13 protein-coding genes are annotated in these 17,314 nt (G+C 40.8%); 5 read left to right on the top strand and 8 right to left on the bottom strand.

Going from position 1 to position 17,314, the window contains the following annotated elements:
• The first annotated feature begins 9 nt into the window (after nucleotides 1-9).
• A complete protein-coding gene (tsaA, locus tag IX53_RS06330) occupies nucleotides 10-417 on the top strand; it encodes a tRNA (N6-threonylcarbamoyladenosine(37)-N6)-methyltransferase TrmO (protein ID WP_218916051.1) in 408 nt (135 codons plus the stop codon).
• Here the strand turns inward: tsaA and IX53_RS06335 are convergent.
• Both IX53_RS06335 and IX53_RS06340 read right to left on the bottom strand, forming a co-directional pair.
• Nucleotides 407-1,318 (bottom strand): carbohydrate kinase family protein, encoded by a 912-nt coding sequence (locus tag IX53_RS06335; RefSeq protein ID WP_047754633.1) that lies wholly within the window; start codon nucleotides 1,316-1,318, stop codon nucleotides 407-409. The two genes, tsaA and IX53_RS06335, sit on opposite strands and share 11 nt — an antisense overlap.
• Before the next feature lie 66 nt (nucleotides 1,319-1,384).
• Nucleotides 1,385-1,993, bottom strand: coding sequence for a biotin transporter BioY (locus IX53_RS06340; RefSeq protein WP_218916052.1), 609 nt, complete (start codon nucleotides 1,991-1,993; stop codon nucleotides 1,385-1,387).
• A gap of 336 nt (nucleotides 1,994-2,329) precedes the next feature.
• Here IX53_RS06340 and IX53_RS06345 point away from each other — a divergent pair, with 336 nt between their 5' ends.
• On the top strand, nucleotides 2,330-3,604 hold the full coding sequence (locus IX53_RS06345) for a TrpB-like pyridoxal phosphate-dependent enzyme (RefSeq protein WP_047754634.1): 1,275 nt from the start codon (nucleotides 2,330-2,332) through the stop codon (nucleotides 3,602-3,604).
• Nucleotides 3,605-3,654: 50 nt separating this feature from the next.
• Here IX53_RS06345 and IX53_RS11165 read toward each other — a convergent pair whose 3' ends face one another.
• Both IX53_RS11165 and IX53_RS06350 read right to left on the bottom strand, forming a co-directional pair.
• Nucleotides 3,655-3,780, bottom strand: a complete 126-nt coding sequence (locus tag IX53_RS11165; protein WP_273229107.1) for a hypothetical protein — start codon at nucleotides 3,778-3,780, stop codon at nucleotides 3,655-3,657.
• A gap of 412 nt (nucleotides 3,781-4,192) precedes the next feature.
• On the bottom strand, nucleotides 4,193-4,645 hold the full coding sequence (locus IX53_RS06350; RefSeq protein ID WP_047754635.1) for a flavin reductase family protein: 453 nt from the start codon (nucleotides 4,643-4,645) through the stop codon (nucleotides 4,193-4,195).
• 656 nt (nucleotides 4,646-5,301) lie between these two features.
• Here IX53_RS06350 and IX53_RS10540 point away from each other — a divergent pair.
• From IX53_RS10540 to IX53_RS06365, 3 genes are all read left to right on the top strand, one after another.
• Nucleotides 5,302-8,775, top strand: coding sequence for an InlB B-repeat-containing protein (locus IX53_RS10540; RefSeq protein WP_053001220.1), 3,474 nt, complete (start codon nucleotides 5,302-5,304; stop codon nucleotides 8,773-8,775).
• Between the two features lie 218 nt (nucleotides 8,776-8,993).
• Entirely contained in the window at nucleotides 8,994-10,517 is a 1,524-nt protein-coding gene (locus tag IX53_RS06360) for a COG1470 family protein (RefSeq protein WP_047754636.1), read from the top strand.
• Nucleotides 10,518-10,546: 29 nt separating this feature from the next.
• On the top strand, nucleotides 10,547-11,728 hold the full coding sequence (locus tag IX53_RS06365; protein ID WP_047754637.1) for an AfsR/SARP family transcriptional regulator: 1,182 nt from the start codon (nucleotides 10,547-10,549) through the stop codon (nucleotides 11,726-11,728).
• A gap of 1 nt (nucleotide 11,729) precedes the next feature.
• On the opposite strand, the gene IX53_RS06370 is transcribed toward IX53_RS06365, so the two are convergent.
• From IX53_RS06370 to IX53_RS06385, 4 genes are all read right to left on the bottom strand, one after another.
• A complete protein-coding gene (locus IX53_RS06370; protein WP_156173127.1) occupies nucleotides 11,730-12,998 on the bottom strand; it encodes a hypothetical protein in 1,269 nt (422 codons plus the stop codon).
• Between the two features lie 5 nt (nucleotides 12,999-13,003).
• Complete coding sequence (locus tag IX53_RS06375; RefSeq protein ID WP_047754639.1) at nucleotides 13,004-14,185, bottom strand: hypothetical protein; 1,182 nt, start codon at nucleotides 14,183-14,185, stop codon at nucleotides 13,004-13,006.
• A gap of 167 nt (nucleotides 14,186-14,352) precedes the next feature.
• Entirely contained in the window at nucleotides 14,353-14,955 is a 603-nt protein-coding gene (locus IX53_RS06380) for a hypothetical protein (RefSeq protein ID WP_047754640.1), read from the bottom strand.
• Between the two features lie 829 nt (nucleotides 14,956-15,784).
• Nucleotides 15,785-17,173, bottom strand: coding sequence for an MFS transporter (locus IX53_RS06385; RefSeq protein ID WP_047754641.1), 1,389 nt, complete (start codon nucleotides 17,171-17,173; stop codon nucleotides 15,785-15,787).
• Nucleotides 17,174-17,314 lie beyond the last annotated feature (141 nt).

The raw sequence follows: 17,314 nt of genomic DNA on the forward strand, positions 1-17,314 counted from the left end.
GTGTTCTTGGTGGACATAATCTATAAGCCTATTGGTAAGATCCACTCCCCGTATGCAAGAAAGGAAGAAACACCCAGACAAGGAATTCTAGCTGGAGACATTGAATTTAGAATAGAGATATTTTCCGAGTTTTCCGAAGGGCTCAATGGCATAGAACGTTATGAATACTTGATAGTCCTTTCCCACTTTCACAAATCTGTCTTTAGGGGATTGAAGATATTTCCTCATGGCAGCAGTGAAAAGAGGGGCGTCTTTGCGACGAGGTCGCCAAACCATCCAAATCCCATTGCCTTTAATGTTGTCAAGCTGATAAAAAGGGAGGGGAATATACTCGTAGTAAAGGAGCTAGATGCCATAGACGGAACACCAGTACTCGATATAAAGCCCTTCATCCCTTCACTCGACGCTAAGTTTTGAATTTGCTAAAGTATTTGTCGAGTTTTTCTTTTGTTATTAACTCAGAAGAAGAGGCCTTTTTTGAGCAGCAGTACCGTGCTGCTATCTGCCCCCTCAAAATGGAATCTTCGAGAGAGTAACCATCGAGGAAATAACTGGATAGGAAACCAACTGCAAGGCTATCTCCTGCTCCAGTAGTGTCTACAACCGGATCATCTAATTCGACTGCGGGGTAGAATTTTATTCCCGCCTTCGTCCCCAGAACACACCCTTTCTTTCCCATTCCGGAGACAACAACTCTATCGGGGTTGTTCTGGAGAAATTTCTCTATAAAAGGCACCGGGCTGTCGAAATTCACACAAGAGAAGAAAAGGACATCCGCCGCTTCGATATAATCTTTTCTATATTCATCATTAATATCCACAATGTCTTGAATGTCCACCGAAATTACCAAGCCAAGTTCTTTAGCAATGGGAAGCAAATATCTTGACCAGTTTACGATGTTAAAATGTGCAAGTCTGGTTTTTGAGAGTATCTTCCGGCATAGTTTTAAATCTGGACTGACGTACATTGAACCCTTGCCATCGTAGAATGTCTTTCGGGTACCATCTTTGAAGATTAGGTTCACACTTCTCTTTGTCCCATAAGGATCAAAGAATACACCCGTGATATCGATTCTATCAGATCGAAGTTCGTCCATTATATACCTACCCTTGTAATCATTTCCCACGTAGCCAATAAAGGCAGTTTTTTTTCCAAGTTTTGCAAAGCCCCTGCTGGAATATCCCCCCGCCATTCCAATGTAGTCTATATTCTCTGTGAAATTCGCTTCCACTTCAAAATTTACGGCATCGGATTTCAAATAGACATTGGTGTCGATTCCCACTGCACCAACAACCACGACGTCAAATTTTTGTTTCATAAATACCCCCTTGAAATACCTTTTAAAAAAATGTGGGAGCCTGACTCCCACATTATCATTTATTCATTATTCTTTTGGTGTTAAGGCTTTTACCGTTGCGCCAGCGAGAACAATTTTAAACAAATCGCCTGGGATAAAAGGAAGCATGCCCATTTGTAAAAGCTGTATTAGTGATACGGGTTGCCCTTTCGTCATGCTGAACCAGAGCCAGAGCTGGACTAATCCGAAGGCGTAGATGATGAGGTTGGCAATTAACATCACGCCAACGGCAGGGAAGAAATTTCTAGTCTTTGTGTATTTGTCTATGAGTTTACCGACGAAAAGAGACGCAACAATGAACCCAACTAAGTAACCACCAGTTGGACCAAAGAGAACATTCACTCCACCACTAAAACCAGCAAACCAGGGGATACCGGCGATTCCTAAAACAACGTAGATGAGTTGGCCTATACCTCCCCACCAATTCCCGAGAGCAACACCCGATATCAACACAGCAAAAGTCTGTCCTGTGATGGGAACGGGTGTACCTGGAAGGTAAAACTTGAGCTGAGCAAAAACAGCCGTAAGTGCAGCCATGGCGATGGAAAGTGCGATTTTGTTCAAAAGAGGTTGAGTTCTGGGCCATTCGAAAATTCTTTTTCTTAGTTCGAAATAGCGTTCAGCGATACTGATCACTTTAAGCTGGCACCTCCCGAATCATAGTTAAGTAAAATATACCACTCTTTGGTTCTAAGTTCGAGTGTAACACTGTATCAGAATGTTTGAAAATTGAGAAAAATTCGCTATCATCCTTCTCTTGAATTACATTGACTTTGTAAAGCTAAATCTGGTAGTATAAGTCAAACTTATCAAGAGGTGAAGGAAATGCTCATTTTTTCTGAAATAGAATTCAATATGTTCTGGTGGTGGCAGGAAAGCCCCTTAACGGGGTAGTCCTGTCGCGTGAAGATAGACTACCTTAAATAAAGGGGCTCTCCAATGAGAGCCCCTATTTTTTTTGGAGGTGAGGATATGGAGGAAAGAATCAGAGTGACGCTACCTTCTGGGGAAATGATAAAGAACTGGTACAACGTAAAGGCAGATCTTCCGTTCAAATTGGACCCACCCTTAAACCCGAAAACAGGCAAAATTATAACACCAAAAGAGTTGTCAGCAATATTTTGCCCTTCGATTATTGAGCAGGAAGCTACAGACGAAAGGTACATTAAGATTCCCGAGGAAGTGCTCAGAGAGTATGCGGTCTTCAGACCTACTCCCCTTATAAGAGCAAGCTTTCTGGAGGAGTATCTCGGGACGCCAGCGAAAATTTATTACAAATACGAAGGAGCCTCGCCTACTGGCAGTCACAAGACGAACACGGCACTCGCACAGGCGTACTATAACGCCAGAGATAGCGTTGAACAGCTTGTGACCGAAACTGGCGCGGGTCAGTGGGGGAGTGCCCTCACATACGCTGGGGTGAAGTTTGGACTTAAAGTCCGAGTATTCATGGTCAGAGTTAGCTACAACCAAAAACCCATGAGAAAACACATGATGAAACTGTTTGGTGGCGACGTCCTGGAAAGTCCGAGTGATGAAACTGAAAGTGGGTTGAGGTTCCTCAAAGATGACCTTAAACATCCGGGCTCTCTGGGTATCGCAATAAGTGAAGCCATTGAAACAGTTTTGAAAAGTGGAAAATCGAAATACGCGCTTGGTAGTGTTCTCGACCACGTTCTCCTTCATCAGACTGTGATAGGGCTTGAGCTGAAGAAACAACTGAAACTGATAAACGAAACCCCCACTGTGATCATCGGGTGCCACGGTGGAGGGTCAAATTTCGGTGGAACCATACTGCCTTTCGTCCTTGAAAAACTCAGCGGACAGGAAATAAGGTTCCTGGCTTGTGAGCCCGAATCCTGCCCAACTTTGACAGAAGGCGAATATAGATATGACTATGGAGACTCCTCGGGTTTTACACCATTACTCAAGATGTACACCCTGGGTAAGGACTTCGTGCCTCCAAAGATACACGCAGGCGGTTTGAGATACCACGGTTCAGCCCCGATTATCGCGAAACTTCTCGAAGAAAAACTCATTGAAGCGGAAAATTTTCCTCAAGAAGAAACCTTCCAGGCAGCGAGGTTGTTTTCAAAAGTAGAGGGAATAATACCTGCTCCTGAAACAGCGCACGCAATCGCAGGAGTGATAAGGGAAGCTCTAAAAGCGAAAACTATGAAAAAAGAGGAAGTCATTGTTTTCACTCTGAGCGGTCATGGTTTGTTGGACCTTTCCGCATATTCATGAAAAGGCCTCCCTTAAAAGGGAGGTCTTTTAAATCTTTGAAGTAAGAAATTTTATCCAATCGAGTCTTTCTGGAGATTTAGTTCAGGAACAGTTGATACGTTTTGAAAGTCTATATTGTCTATAGCCTCATAGATCTCAGGAGCTTTTTCCATAGCCTCAAATGTATTATCGACCATTCCTTAAAATGCATAGAAGAACACCACTTTTCCCCCTTCCAGTTTTACTTTTTAAAGAAAGACTCTAATGGTGATGCATAACTTAAAAACCAAATCGGGGTGCCAATTATTATCAGGTTGTAAGTTGACAGATCTACACTGAATCTTCTAGCATCGAAACTGAGTTCATATCTATGAATTTGACACCCCAGATATACCTAACCCTGTTATTGGGAGCCGCTCTATCGGATTGGTCAGCATTTTCTACACGCTGATAATAATTCCTTTCTTCTCCAGGTTCTGTGATCAATCTCAATGTATTTTTTTACGGCACTTGCGATTTCTTCAGCGATGTCTTTGTGCCTTCATCCATAGAGTCCTTTCTTCATATTCTAACTTCTATTCTTGCATTCGAAAATGTGCAGTTATTAAACTACCCGAGCATTCTGTGTTCGCCGTAAATCAGAGGTTTCCCTTCATCGAACGTTTTCTGGAGAACGACTTCTCCAATGAAGATTGTGTGGTCTCCAGCATCTGCTTTGCTTTTGATGATACATTCAATATACGCGAGAGTATCAGGGACGATGGGAATACCAGAATCACTCAGTGTGTAGTTGAGCCCGGCGAATTTATCAACATTTCTGCCGCTCTTTGAACCGAAATAACTCACGAGCTCTTCAGCATTGGGCTTCATAATACACACACCAAACCTGTCGGTTTTATTCAGCAGTTCGTGGGAATATCTCGTTTTTCCAATAGAGATCGCCAACATCGGTGGGGTAATAGAAACCCGGGTTATCCACGCGATGGAAATGCCATTCAGTTTTCCACCGACATTCATTGTTACGATGGTGGTCGTTGTATAAATTTTGCCAAGTGCGTCCACGCTTTCACCTCCATATCCATTTTAACAGCAAGTGTTCAAGTAAGTCAGTTTGGGTAAAACACCAACTCGCATGAACCTTCTACCTAGAAAAAAATCAACAAATAGTTTCTTAAAACGTGTTGATCTAACGCAGTGATTTTCATTAATTCACCCTTAATGACTTTATACAAAATCGGCCAAACAAATTAATTCCTTACGAAAATATTTTCGTAAAGCCATCATCGGCAAAAGAAGCACATCACGATTATGATATCAGTTTATCGAGCCTTAAACACTTGTTCTATAAAGGCTTTCGGAAATGTGTTACTTTCTATTTAGCTTTGAATCTAGTCGGTATTTTTGCCTTCCATTTGGAAGTTTATTTAAGTTCTGGCAAAAAATCCAAAAAAGTATTTCTAAAAAGTATATAAAAGTATGTCAAATGTCTTTCTTAATTAAGGTAAAGTAAAGGGTGCTACGAAAAGGTACTTGTGAGATTTTTGTCATTCTGAAATAAAAGGAATGACATTAAAGTTAGCTTACAAAACTTTTTCTGGGCAATTTTCTTATAAAGATTACTCCAATTTAACTCGATGGAGCTATTCTGTATGTAAGACTAAATATAATGGATAAAATAATAGATTAAAACAAATGTTTTAATACAGGAGGTGTCACACATGAGAAGAATTCTGTTCGTTCTAACCCTGGCGATACTTTTTCTTATTTTAACAGGCTGTCCTTCCATTCAAAAGGGTCATACGCTTACAATTGGCGCAGATTCGCCCGGAGTAACAGTTGTTGTTGATGGTGAAAAGTACACTACGCCGGTTTCGTTACTTGTTTCTGAAGGACTGCATACTATTGAAGTGGTCAATCCAACAGCTGAGATCGACTTTTCAACTAAAGATGCTTCGGAATTGGCTGAAACTAGCTATGAATTTACTGGTTGGAGCGACGGGGATGTTGAAAACCCAAGGACACTGGAAGTGTTAAGCGACACCAGGCTTGATATTCTTACAGCCACAAAATATCTTGTGTATACTTATTCTAATCCATATGGCCTGGTTACAATACCCGGAAGTGGTTTCTATGTAGCTGGCTCAGTAATTACGCTAAACGCACCTCACGTGGATGGATATGCGTTCGATAAATGGTATGTGAATAATGTAGTAGTAAGTCAGGATGAAACTCTGCAACTAAAAGTCGATGGAATGAAAATAGTCATTGGTAGTTATAAAAAGGCTTCCTCGGATACTATCTTGAAAGTCAATACCAAGCCGTATTCTGAATTAAAAATAAGCATAGATGGTTCTGAGTATCCTTCACCAAAATCCCTCTATGTAGAAAACGGAAGTAGTCATACTATAGGAGTCACATCACCACAGTACAGGGACATTTCTTCTCTTGTTCCTGGAGATGACGTCTTGCTGAGCTTCAAAAGCTGGACCGATGGAAGTACGGAACAAAAGAGAAATGTCGTTGTTAATGACACAGTCACATATACGGCTGAATTTGATGTTTCTTACAAGGTTCAGGTAGAAGCAGACCCAGATTCTGTGGTTATTGATGGTACCGGCTGGTATCCAGCCAATGGAAAAATACAACTCAGCGCTCCCGCCCTTGAAGAATATCTGTTTGATCACTGGGAAGTAAATGGTTCGTCTTTTAGTTCGGAAAATACCGTGGAAATTACGGTTGATTCTCCAAAGCTTATTAAAGCCATCTATCAGAAAAATGTATCTACAAAACAATTGACGGTGAAAACTTTACCAGACAAATTAAAAGTTACCATCGATGGGAACACCTATGAAGCCCCAGTTGTTGTCACCGTGGAAGAGGGCACAGTGCACACAGTGAATGTGGAACAAGTTCAGGAAAAGGATGAATCCACATTTGTTAGTGGCAGTGATACGCGATATGTGTTCACCGAATGGAACGATGGTTCGACAGAGCTTTCAAGAATACTTACAGTTAGTAGTGATATAGAAGTCACAGCTCAGTTCTCCACAGAATACAAGGTTGATATCTCAGAATCCCCCGCAGGCATCGCAACAATTTCAGGTGAGGGATGGTATGCCAGTGGTCAAAATGTGACATTGTCGGCTCCTTCTGTTTCTGGATATACTTTTGATCACTGGGAAATCAACGGCGTTAACTTGGGTAGTTCCAACCCACTCACGACAACAGTCAGCAAACCGCTCATGGTAAAGGCTGTTTATTCCTCTTCATCAGCGCTACCTGCACCTACGGATCTCAAGTTATATGGTTCTGTTAATACACAGATCCTGCTCTCCTGGAAAGACAATGCTACAAACGAAGACGGCTATGAGATCTGGAGAAAAGTTGAAGGCGGAACCTACCAGAGAATCTTAAAAACAGGTCCTAATGTCTATGTAATGTATGATTTCTATCCTGTGGCCGGAAAAACAAATTATTATAAAGTACGCGCTTTCAAGAAAGACGGGACATACTCTGACTTCTCTAATGAGGTTAGTACAGCAGGTGATGAACCCAGCTCGGTTCCCGATCCTACTGATCCAATTCCGGCAAATGGTGCCGTCAACCAGGATACTTCGTTGGTTCTTCAGTGGAGCGTTGGCTCTTCCAATCCAAGTGATTACAGATACGATGTGTACATCGGAAAAACGACTTCCCCATCACTGTATGCTGCCGATCTCGAAAGCACAAAAATCGCTGTTACGCTTGATCCCAACACGAAGTACTACTGGAAGATTGTGGTGAGATCAGGCAGCGAAAAAAACGAAGGTCCTCTCTGGAGTTTCACTACGGGTTCGGTTGTCAAAACAGGCGTATTCAAGATAGCCAATTCCTGGGGTATCGGGGGTTGGGAAAAAGTCCCTGATGGGTTCTTCTATATCACTTACGAAGCCGTGAAAATGAATAGAATGGGTGTGTTTATTGTCGCCCCGAAACAGCATTACGAACCAAAAGCCGTCGCCGTATTCAAGATTTCCCACCCCAACAGGGGAGATATGAAGGTATATGTGGGTGTTGGTGATCCATCAACAACGGCGAAAATCAAAGTATTCAACAATTTCTACATGGACGGTGGAGACCACCCTTATCCTGATAACAAGATCGTGCTGGACATAACCGAGCTGTTGCCAATTGACAACCAACCTGTTTTCCTGAAAGTCTATGACGGAACTGAATACGAAACGGGTACTATAGAGTATTTTGCTGTCGAAATTTACAATGACTACAAATCCGGTGTTCCAGTTGCAAAATACGAAGCCAGTGGACTCCCTGTGAGTACGAGCAATGGAAAATATACCTATGTCACCATACCGAACGTAAGTGCTGTTAGTTTCACGGCATTATCAACAGGTCTAACTGATGGAATTAAAACCAGTAAGATAACGGAACTCGAATTGAAAAAGTTGAAAGAGAGCTTCGGGGTTTACGAAGGTGGAGTGAATTACAATGTAATAATTGATGGCCATGGCACGGGATACATCCCCCCCACTGAAGAGCAGTGGCAGGAAATAATGAAGACCGCAAAGATCATTTCCGGTATCGAAATGCCAACAACCGCTCTTCCTTCGGCTGTTGATCATTCTCAGGAAATATACTTCCCACCCATTGGTAATCAGGGAAACGAGGGTTCCTGTACATCATGGACAATCGGTTACTATATAAGTACTTATTACGAAGCCAAAGAGAATGGCTGGGACCTCTCTGGAGCAACATATAGCTACAGTGGCATCGACAGTGCCCATTTGGACAAAGTAATGAGCCCGGATTTCCTCTACCACCAAGTAAACAACGGAATAGATGCTGGTTCTTATTTTGAAGACAACATAAAAGTCATATCTCAAATGGGTATCGCATCCTGGAAAACGATGCCATACAGCTCCAGCGATCATTACAGCTGGCCTTCAGAACAAGCATGGAGAGAAGCTCCGCTACACAGAAACACCAATGCGAAGATATACTATATGACTATCAGTGATGACGATGACATCAAGACGCTAAAAGCTCTGATAGCCAATGGATATGTGGTCTCAATAGGGATCGATGCCTATCAATTCTCATCTTTGAAAAGCAACGATGTTTGGGACATCGATAACTACTGGCAATCGACCATAAACCATGCTGTTACTATTGTCGGTTACGACGACAGCATGTGACACTTCTTATGCACCTTTAGCCCGGCTTTGCCGGGCTTTTTTGTTTGAAACTAAAAAAAATGTAAAAAGGATAAAGACACCTAATGTAGCCTTTAAGAGAAGCTGAGTATAGTCGACTAATATTTTTGGCGAGACTCTAAAAAAGAAAAAGATATTATCACAAACAATAATATAATTTTGTTGTGAGGTCTTTTTTAGAAAAGGGGGATGGATATATCATGACACGATTGTTCTTTTTGTTTTCTTTCGCATTGATAATAATAGGTTCTTCTATTGCCTATTCACTGGAAGTCATACCATTGGTGTTTCAGCAGGAGGTCAACCCTGGTGACAGTATATCAATACCTGTAAGGCTATCTTCTGAGATCGATCAGAAGGTCAGTTTGACACTGCTCAAGTATATCCAACGAGAAGATGGCAAACAGGAATTTGTCGAATATGAAGACACGAGGAGTTCTGTCGCAAAATGGTTTTCTTTTCCGGATATGGTTTTCCTCAGAGCTTATGTTCCGACCAATATAAGGGTGAATGTGAATATCCCATATACCGCGAAAGGTACATATGTTTCCGTTATCATGGTTGAACCTGAAGAGGTAGGGGGAGTGCTCGGGATATCTATCAAGATCCGCTTCGCCATACTTATTGTGCTTAGAGTATCCGCCCCAGGACTCAGACAGACCTATGAAATTGATGAGTTTGAAATAGTTCCTGGCGAAGAGAAAGAACCCGTTGTCACTGTGAAGTTCCATAACAATTCTCTTCTGGACTATTTTGCCAGTATTGACGCGTCAATACGAGATCCCAATGGACGGACCGTGGAAAAATTGCACCTTGAAACAGGGCAGTCCATAAACCGTGGATTAGCACAAACATGGCTAATCCCTGATTCGAAGGTAACTTTCAGTGCGAAAGCATCAAAGATCCTCGTCTCGGGTAAATACAAAGTGCATTTGTATATAAACTACGGTGATAGACAGAGAATAGTCACAAAATCTTTCCAGATAGACCGTGAAATGTTTAGCATGCCTGAGCCTAAAGAGTTGTATCTTCTTTTTGACAAACCCTACGTTAGCCTTCACCTAAATCCGAGAAGCGTGAAAACTGAGCTTGTGAGCGTTACGAACAAAGGTGGAGAACCGGTGGATGTAAATGTGGACCTTTTGGACATAAGTAGTAACTTTGAAAACTCGCTTCTATCATGGGTAGCAGTCAGAGGAAAAGATAAGTTTAAACTTTCTCCTAACAAAACTTCCAGAACCGTACTGACTTTCAAGGTGCCATCAGACGCCAAAGAGGGAGCTTACTACGGAAAGCTCGTCTATACAGCCTCAAAAGAAGCAACGCCGATTATTTCGAGAGAGCTCCTTCTGAGTGTGGTAATAGGAAAGCCTACAGTTTCCGCAACTCTTTTGGGTATAGGTCTGGAGAGAGATGAAGAGAAAGAAATGCTTTTAAGTGTCCTACTGAAGAACGATGGCAAGGTGCACTTTTCAGAACTTAGCGGAACGTTCGAAATGATTAAACCCGGCGAGATTGTGTCAACCCTTTCCGGGGAACTTGAACCTTCTCGCGAGGGCTGGATCCTTCCCGAAGAAAAGATAATCATGACGTCTATTCTTAAAAGTATTTTAGAGGCAGGGAATTATGCGTTAATCTTGAAGATCTACGATGCTGAAGAGCTGATCTTACAGGTTTCCGCCGAAATTTCCATCGGAAATGAGAAGGTTGAAAAAAATGAATGACGAATAATTATTTTATTGGGGGGATAAGTATGGAGAGGGTGTTAAGCATCACAACTTTTGGAACCTACAGAGTTATGCATAAAAATGTCGATATTTTAGGGCAGTATTGTAAATCAGAAAAGGGGACAGAACTTTTCAGGTATTTACTTGCAAATTATGGAAGAAAAATCAGCAAGGAAGAAATCATTTCTCTGTTCTGGCCGGGTATGAATGAAAAACGTGCGAGACAGAATTTGAGTTCAACGCTTTATTTTGTCAGAAATGCCTTTGACAAAGCTCTTGGAGTCGGTGCTGGCAAAAACCTCTGCCGCTCCTCCTGTCAGATGTGCTGGATTGAATTTGACGAAAGCATCTATTTTGACGCATTGGAGCTAAAAAAAGAAATAACCTTGGCCAATAAGACATCTAATATCAATGAAAAGGTACTACACCTGGAAAATGCTGTATCGCTTTACAGAGGTGATTTCATGCAAGAGGATGAATACAACGACTGGGTGGTACCTATAAGAGTTGAATACAGAGAGATTGCAATGAATGCTTTTGTCGAACTCCTGGACATTCTCTACCAGAAAGGTGAGTATAATGAGTGTATGTTTTACACCCTGAGATTGATGGAGATAGCTCCTTATAACGAAACGGGAATAAAGTACAAGTTGCGTCTATTGAAACGACAGGGAAGAATCTCAGAAGCGCGTGAAACATACTTGAGATATGTTGAGCATCTAAAGAAGCACTATGACGAGAAGTTCGCAAAAGATTTTGAAGATATCATTTCTTCATTAGAAAACATCGATACACAGCCTAAAAAAGGACATGATTTGTTAGAGCAAAAGGGCGGGGCAGCCTTAATTGACGTCAAGATGTTTATGGAATTTGCCAAATTCGAATCACTAAAACGAACTTCAAGCGCATGCATTCTCTTTTTGCAGCCGAAGGGTTTCGAAAAACTGGCTGAGAGGGCAAAGAAAGAGTTGATTTTGCTTATAACTTCTGCACTCAGGCAGGGAGATGTGGTGGCTGTCAATGACAAAAATATCTATATTCTGCTCGCGGAAGGCAGAAAATCTCTAGCCAACATGGTCGAAAACAGACTTAAAAACAAGGAGAAGTTAAATAAGTTACTTGAAAATTTAGATTTAAATAGTATTCAGTCAAAAGCCTTTGAACTCAATACTTTTAATGATTACCTGATTTTCAAATCAAGTGTGTGAACTATTCCCATAGCTCCAACTCAAAATAGAATCCCACGCTAAACTCAAAACTTTCCGTAGCATACCCAACCTTGGCGGAAATCCTATTTGGCAAGGGATTGCCGTCTATTTTAACGGATAAAAGAACTCCCGTTTTACTTATGACCCCTCCTTCAAATGACCAATAGTTAGTAAGCTCAAAGGCATTTTCACCTGTTTCGAACGGGTAGATAGTCAAGGGATACCATGCGGCACCAAGCCTTAGTACATCATTTGGTTGAGTAATGTCTTCAAATCCGATCAAGAGGTTAATTTTTCTTTCCTCTATCTCCTCGGGAATATATGATCCAGATAATTTGAGTAACAGCCCATCTTCGCCAGTAATGCCGGTAAATAGGTTGAGTGAAGATATGGATGAAGCCAAGGCGTCAAACTCCAACCCTATTCCAAGGATTACACTGTTCGCGACCATTAGAGAGAGCTCTCCAGAAAACTTGTTTAGTCCCAATTGAGTGAATCCGAAAAGAAGGTCAAGATAACTACTTCGAGGATATTTGCTTCTTTGTGCTGGACTAAACAAAGTGTCAAGACCGGACATGTCCGACCATACAAAAAGATCTCTACCTGAAGTAGTGGATTCTGGTATTATTTCGCGAGCACAGAGGGACAAGATAGCGTATCTGTTGAATGACCTATTACCGGTTCCTGCGGTTTTCCCAGTCTCTTGATTTTGTTTGTATTGTAGCAAAGCAACAGGCACCCACTCATCCTCTTTGTGTCTGACAATGGTTGTAAGGCGCACCGAGTATTCACCTGATATATATACGTTCAATCTAGAATAAAGCCTGTGCCCATTGTCTCTCTTTTCTGGCAGTACTGATATAAGGACAATGTCTCTAGTGTAAGCGTAGTCACGAATATTGAATTTGTCTTTCTGAAAGCTCAGAGAACCGGGGTTACCCATGGTTGTAACGATCTCAGGCCCAACTTCTATGCGGTAGTAATTTTCAGAACTTGTATAACCCACCCTTGCAAATATTTCTTTCAGAACAACCATTAACTTTCCACTGGATTCTGTTATTGGAATTAGAGATAAATAGTTTTGCTCTAAGCTCCCATTTGAGATAATAAGCTCTTCCAGATTCAGCTCACTGCTTAGTTCATATGCAATATCTACTATTTTAAACTCATAGCGGATCATACCGGGCACATAATCACTTTCATAGAGAGGCAGTGAAAGTGACATTACTGGAATGACGATGATCAGAACCATGAATATTTTTCTAAACATCTTCATCACATCCCTTGAATATATGGAGTGACAAATATCATGAGTTCTCTCTCGGAACTTATGTTGTTTTTACCACTGAAAATGAATCTCAAGAGAGGTATTTTGTTTAATATGGGTACACCTGAGATGTTATCGGTCTCTTTTTTCAATGTCATACCGGCGAGAACAACCGTTTCTCCAGGGAGCACTCGAATTGTTGAACTTGCCACGCTCCTATAAATCGTTATACTCTCTGAAGTGTTCTCAACAAAATGGCTTACCTCAGGGTTCAGATAGAGTTCGATGAATTTCGGGAAAATTTTGGCTTTCAAAATTATCGAGACTCCTACGTCGATTTCATTGACCCTGGTAGTGTCAATTTCTCTGGTAACTATTGTTTTCGTTTCACCGACGAAAATACTTGCAGATTCACCATCAAGGAGCATTATACTCGGGTTACTGTGCATTTTCGCCAGATTATTCGCTTCCAATATCTTCATATTAGCCATCAGCCAGTTAAAGACAGTGGTGCTTATTTTGAATGGGTCACTTCCCCATTTCAATTCCATGCCATTCCAGTCTATATCAGAAATATCCTGTGGAAGCTCAAGAGTGAAATTCAGTGGGGATCGCTCTTTTATGAGTTCCTTTGCAATTTCAACCACTACTACGGATACTTTAACCTGCTTTCTGGGAGTATCTAATTTGTGAAGGATTTTCTTGAAATGGTCAATGATTTCCCGGGGGGCAGTCATAGTTACGCGATTGCTGGCTAAGTCGATATTCAGGAACTTTTCGTAGTATTCCGGAATTAAGTTTGAAAACTCTTCTGTCCTTATATTGTTGAGTTCTATAACTTCCATTTCAGAGATCCTTCTGAATCCCCTCGCTCTCGGATCAGCGAGACAAACAAAGTAATAACCGTCGAGTTTCTCATAGTAGATATCTTTAGGCTTGAGAATAATGTCCAGCGCGTATTCTATGGGAACATCCTCCAGATCCACAGTTACGGCACCTCCCACAGAGTCATCGGCAATGATATTAATACCTGTCTGCAGCGTTATTTCACTCAGAACCATGATCAGATCATCTTCCTGAAAGATGAGCGTTACCGTTGGTTGTTCTACATCCTCTGTGTCTTCAGCGAAAGCGACTACAAATCCCAAGAAAAGTAATAACGCTATAACAAAGAACTTTCTCATATTCATATTGTTTTCCCCCTCTCATGGTCAACGCTACAATTATATGTTTTCACTGCCATTCATCGTGCCGATTAAAGACAGTTAGAATCTATTTTTATAACATTTTTAGAAGCTGATGAAAACAAAAACCCGGGCATAAGCCCGGGTTTTCCCTTGTATTCAAAAATTAAGGATCAAGGATCAAGTTCTCCGGTGATGGTGAAGACTATGGTTGCCTTGTATTCGGCAGCTATGAAGGTCAGACACCAGTCACGACATACCACATAATCATACGTGAAACTGAGCTTGAACCAGAAAGTGTCGTAGCAATTGACCCCATACCAGAAGGGCAAGCCTTCAGTCATGGGATAGAAACTACCCACAGTCCAGGCGTTGCCGGTCCAGATGTGTGATGTCCTGCCAACAAGGAGCAAAACAAAGTAAGGATCGAGACTAGTAACAAGATTCCACTGTCCATCCTTAAACATCCAGAAAGTCATCACCGCATCGATGGTTATTGGGCAGTTTTTCTTAATATCAATGTAGAATTTCTGTCCGTTGAAGTCTTCAGGATTTTCGATACAGAGTTCGCCATAGTCAAAAGCAGGCGGAATCCTGATTGCTATCTGTGGCAGAATGGTGAATAACAAGTCTGTCTGCCCTGTGGCAGGTCCCGGATTGAAACTTACCCATGTACCGGGTTCCGTCGGCGTAGCAGACGGAACGGCACAGTATTCGTACCCAAAAGTGAGAGCGGCTATAAGAAACACCGCAAGAACAAGGATAACCCTTTTCATATTACCTACCTCCCCTTTTCTGTGGGCATAAAAGCCCAGATGGAATCAGAAACCTCTATGTGAATCAATGTAACACCCTCATTCTACTCTGAAACGTTGTCCTGGACAAACCTTTATGTATTGAATATTATTAAAACGTTTATAAAAGCATTATCAAAGAAGCCGAAGCATTGTTTTGAAGTTATACAGGAAAGTACCGAATTTGCATATCTTAGAATTCTCATAAAGGGGAATGAATGTTTCATCTTGGAGATGAATGTTGATCTTTTGCCCTTAGGTACGATGTAATGATTGCCCACGCAATGAAAAAATTTTGATTTTCACTCCTTATACATCGGCGAATAGCTGATTGAGAAAATCGTTATTGTAGGAGAACAATCCTCTTAACTTACAAAAACGAAATTTTCAGATAAAAGCGTTTATCCTCAAAATTAAAGTTGTGAATACTTTTATTTTATACAGATAAGTTATTTATAATGGCTTTTTTGTTTTTTTATAATTCACTAAGAGTTTGAAAGAATTAATCTGGACAGGCACCATCGGATAATCATTCGTATGATTGAAAAAGACGAAAATTTATGGGTGCTTTTTAACATGCGGAAACATTTTAAGTGCTCTAAAGAAGCAACAAAAAAATACAAGAATAGTGATTTATTTGCTTTTTAATAGGCTTTTGTAAAATTATGATAATCGCTTTTGAAGGGATAGTCAAAAAGTGGACATGTTTTGTCTTATATATCAAACGACTGATAAAACGAGAGTTTTTTAATCCGTGAAGGAATATAATTTTTCAAAAGCATTTAAAGTGGAAAGGGCAATAATATAGTTTCTAAAGAACATATGACTGATTTTTTCGTTCGACTCTCGCTGATCTTCTAGGTTTTCTCTTTTTCAATATTTGACTGATTCTTATTATCATTGATGCATATTCATATGGTCTCGAAGCAGCACGTCGACTGAGAACAGAGACGGTATAGAAAAAGTACCTTGGGACGGAAACCTTTTTCCTGGTTTTGACACGCTTAAGGAGTAACCATGATATTCCTCTGAGGATGCCCCCCGTCAAAAAAAGAAATTGGATTCCATAAATAGTCATGCCTCCAATTTCTAACTTCAACAAATTGAGCCAGCCAGCCAGAAACCCTCCTGTAAGAGCACCAAACAATGCTCCCATTCCGCTGGCAAACGAAAATACCGCGAAATATGCTTCAACTTTAGAAGAATCAGCTATACCCAGTAGTAGAGTAAATAATGTAAGATTTATTCCACTCCAAGCTATACCTCCAACAACTGAATCGACTAGTAACAGATATTTGAAAGTGTGCTCGTTCATAAATATCCACATGGAAGCTAAAATTGAAGCGGTGAAAAGTGAGAATTCCGCAACACTTTGATGACCTATCTTGTCTGCTAATTTTCCCCACAAGAAATAGAAAAACATTGAAACTCCGGTTGCAATGAATCCTAAAATACTTAGGTACGAATAGTTTAGCTTAAGATTGACTATCTGATGATAGGAAAAAAATGGACTGGCCAGTGCAATAGTAAAATTCCAGAAAAGAGCAAAAGTAAGAAACTTCTTGAACCTATCGTCTCTTAATGCCTCTGTAAATATACTACCGGTAATGAAAGTTTTCTTTGGAGGATCTTCGTATTTGCCCAAAATCAAACGAGAAATGACGGCGGAGAGCGCACCTAAGACGGCAACAAGCAAAAATCCTTTACTCTCGCCAAGGATATCGATCAGTAATGAGTAAAAGAAAAGCAGAACCATAGACGACAAAGAAATCAGCAAATTTCTTAGTCCGAAAAACTTACCAGATCTTTCTTCCGGAATGATGTCTTTCATTATAGAAATCCAGAAATTCCCTGTTAAGCTGTTGAAAGCTCCGAAAATCAGTAGTGATGCCAGCAACAGATATTGGTTTTTAAGATTCAGTAAGAGGAACAGGGGAATCACTGTGAAAGAATATCTTGCAATGGATGCTGAAATAAGCATTGCCCGCTTTCTACTGCCACTGATTTTTAGAAGTTTCGGCGAAAAAACTTGAAGCATCTGTGAAATCATGGGAATGACACCAATTATGGCAAGGACTCTTTCAGTGACATTGAACTGGAAGGCAAGACCGGTTATTATGAAACCTTGCGTTAACATAAATGCGGCGTTGTAAGCGATTCCTTCAAAAAAGGATAATTTTTGCGTTTTGCTAAAATCCATTTGTCCATCCCCTATACTTTACGCTTGAAGTAATTTACTCACACTTCTGTTAATCTACTATACCTAGTACGTTAATCTACTATACCCGGTACATTGAGAATCTATAAAGACTTGGAGGATATAGTCGTAAATGCAATTGAT

Source organism: Kosmotoga pacifica (assembly GCF_001027025.1).
Lineage (GTDB): Bacteria > Thermotogota > Thermotogae > Petrotogales > Kosmotogaceae > Kosmotoga_B > Kosmotoga_B pacifica.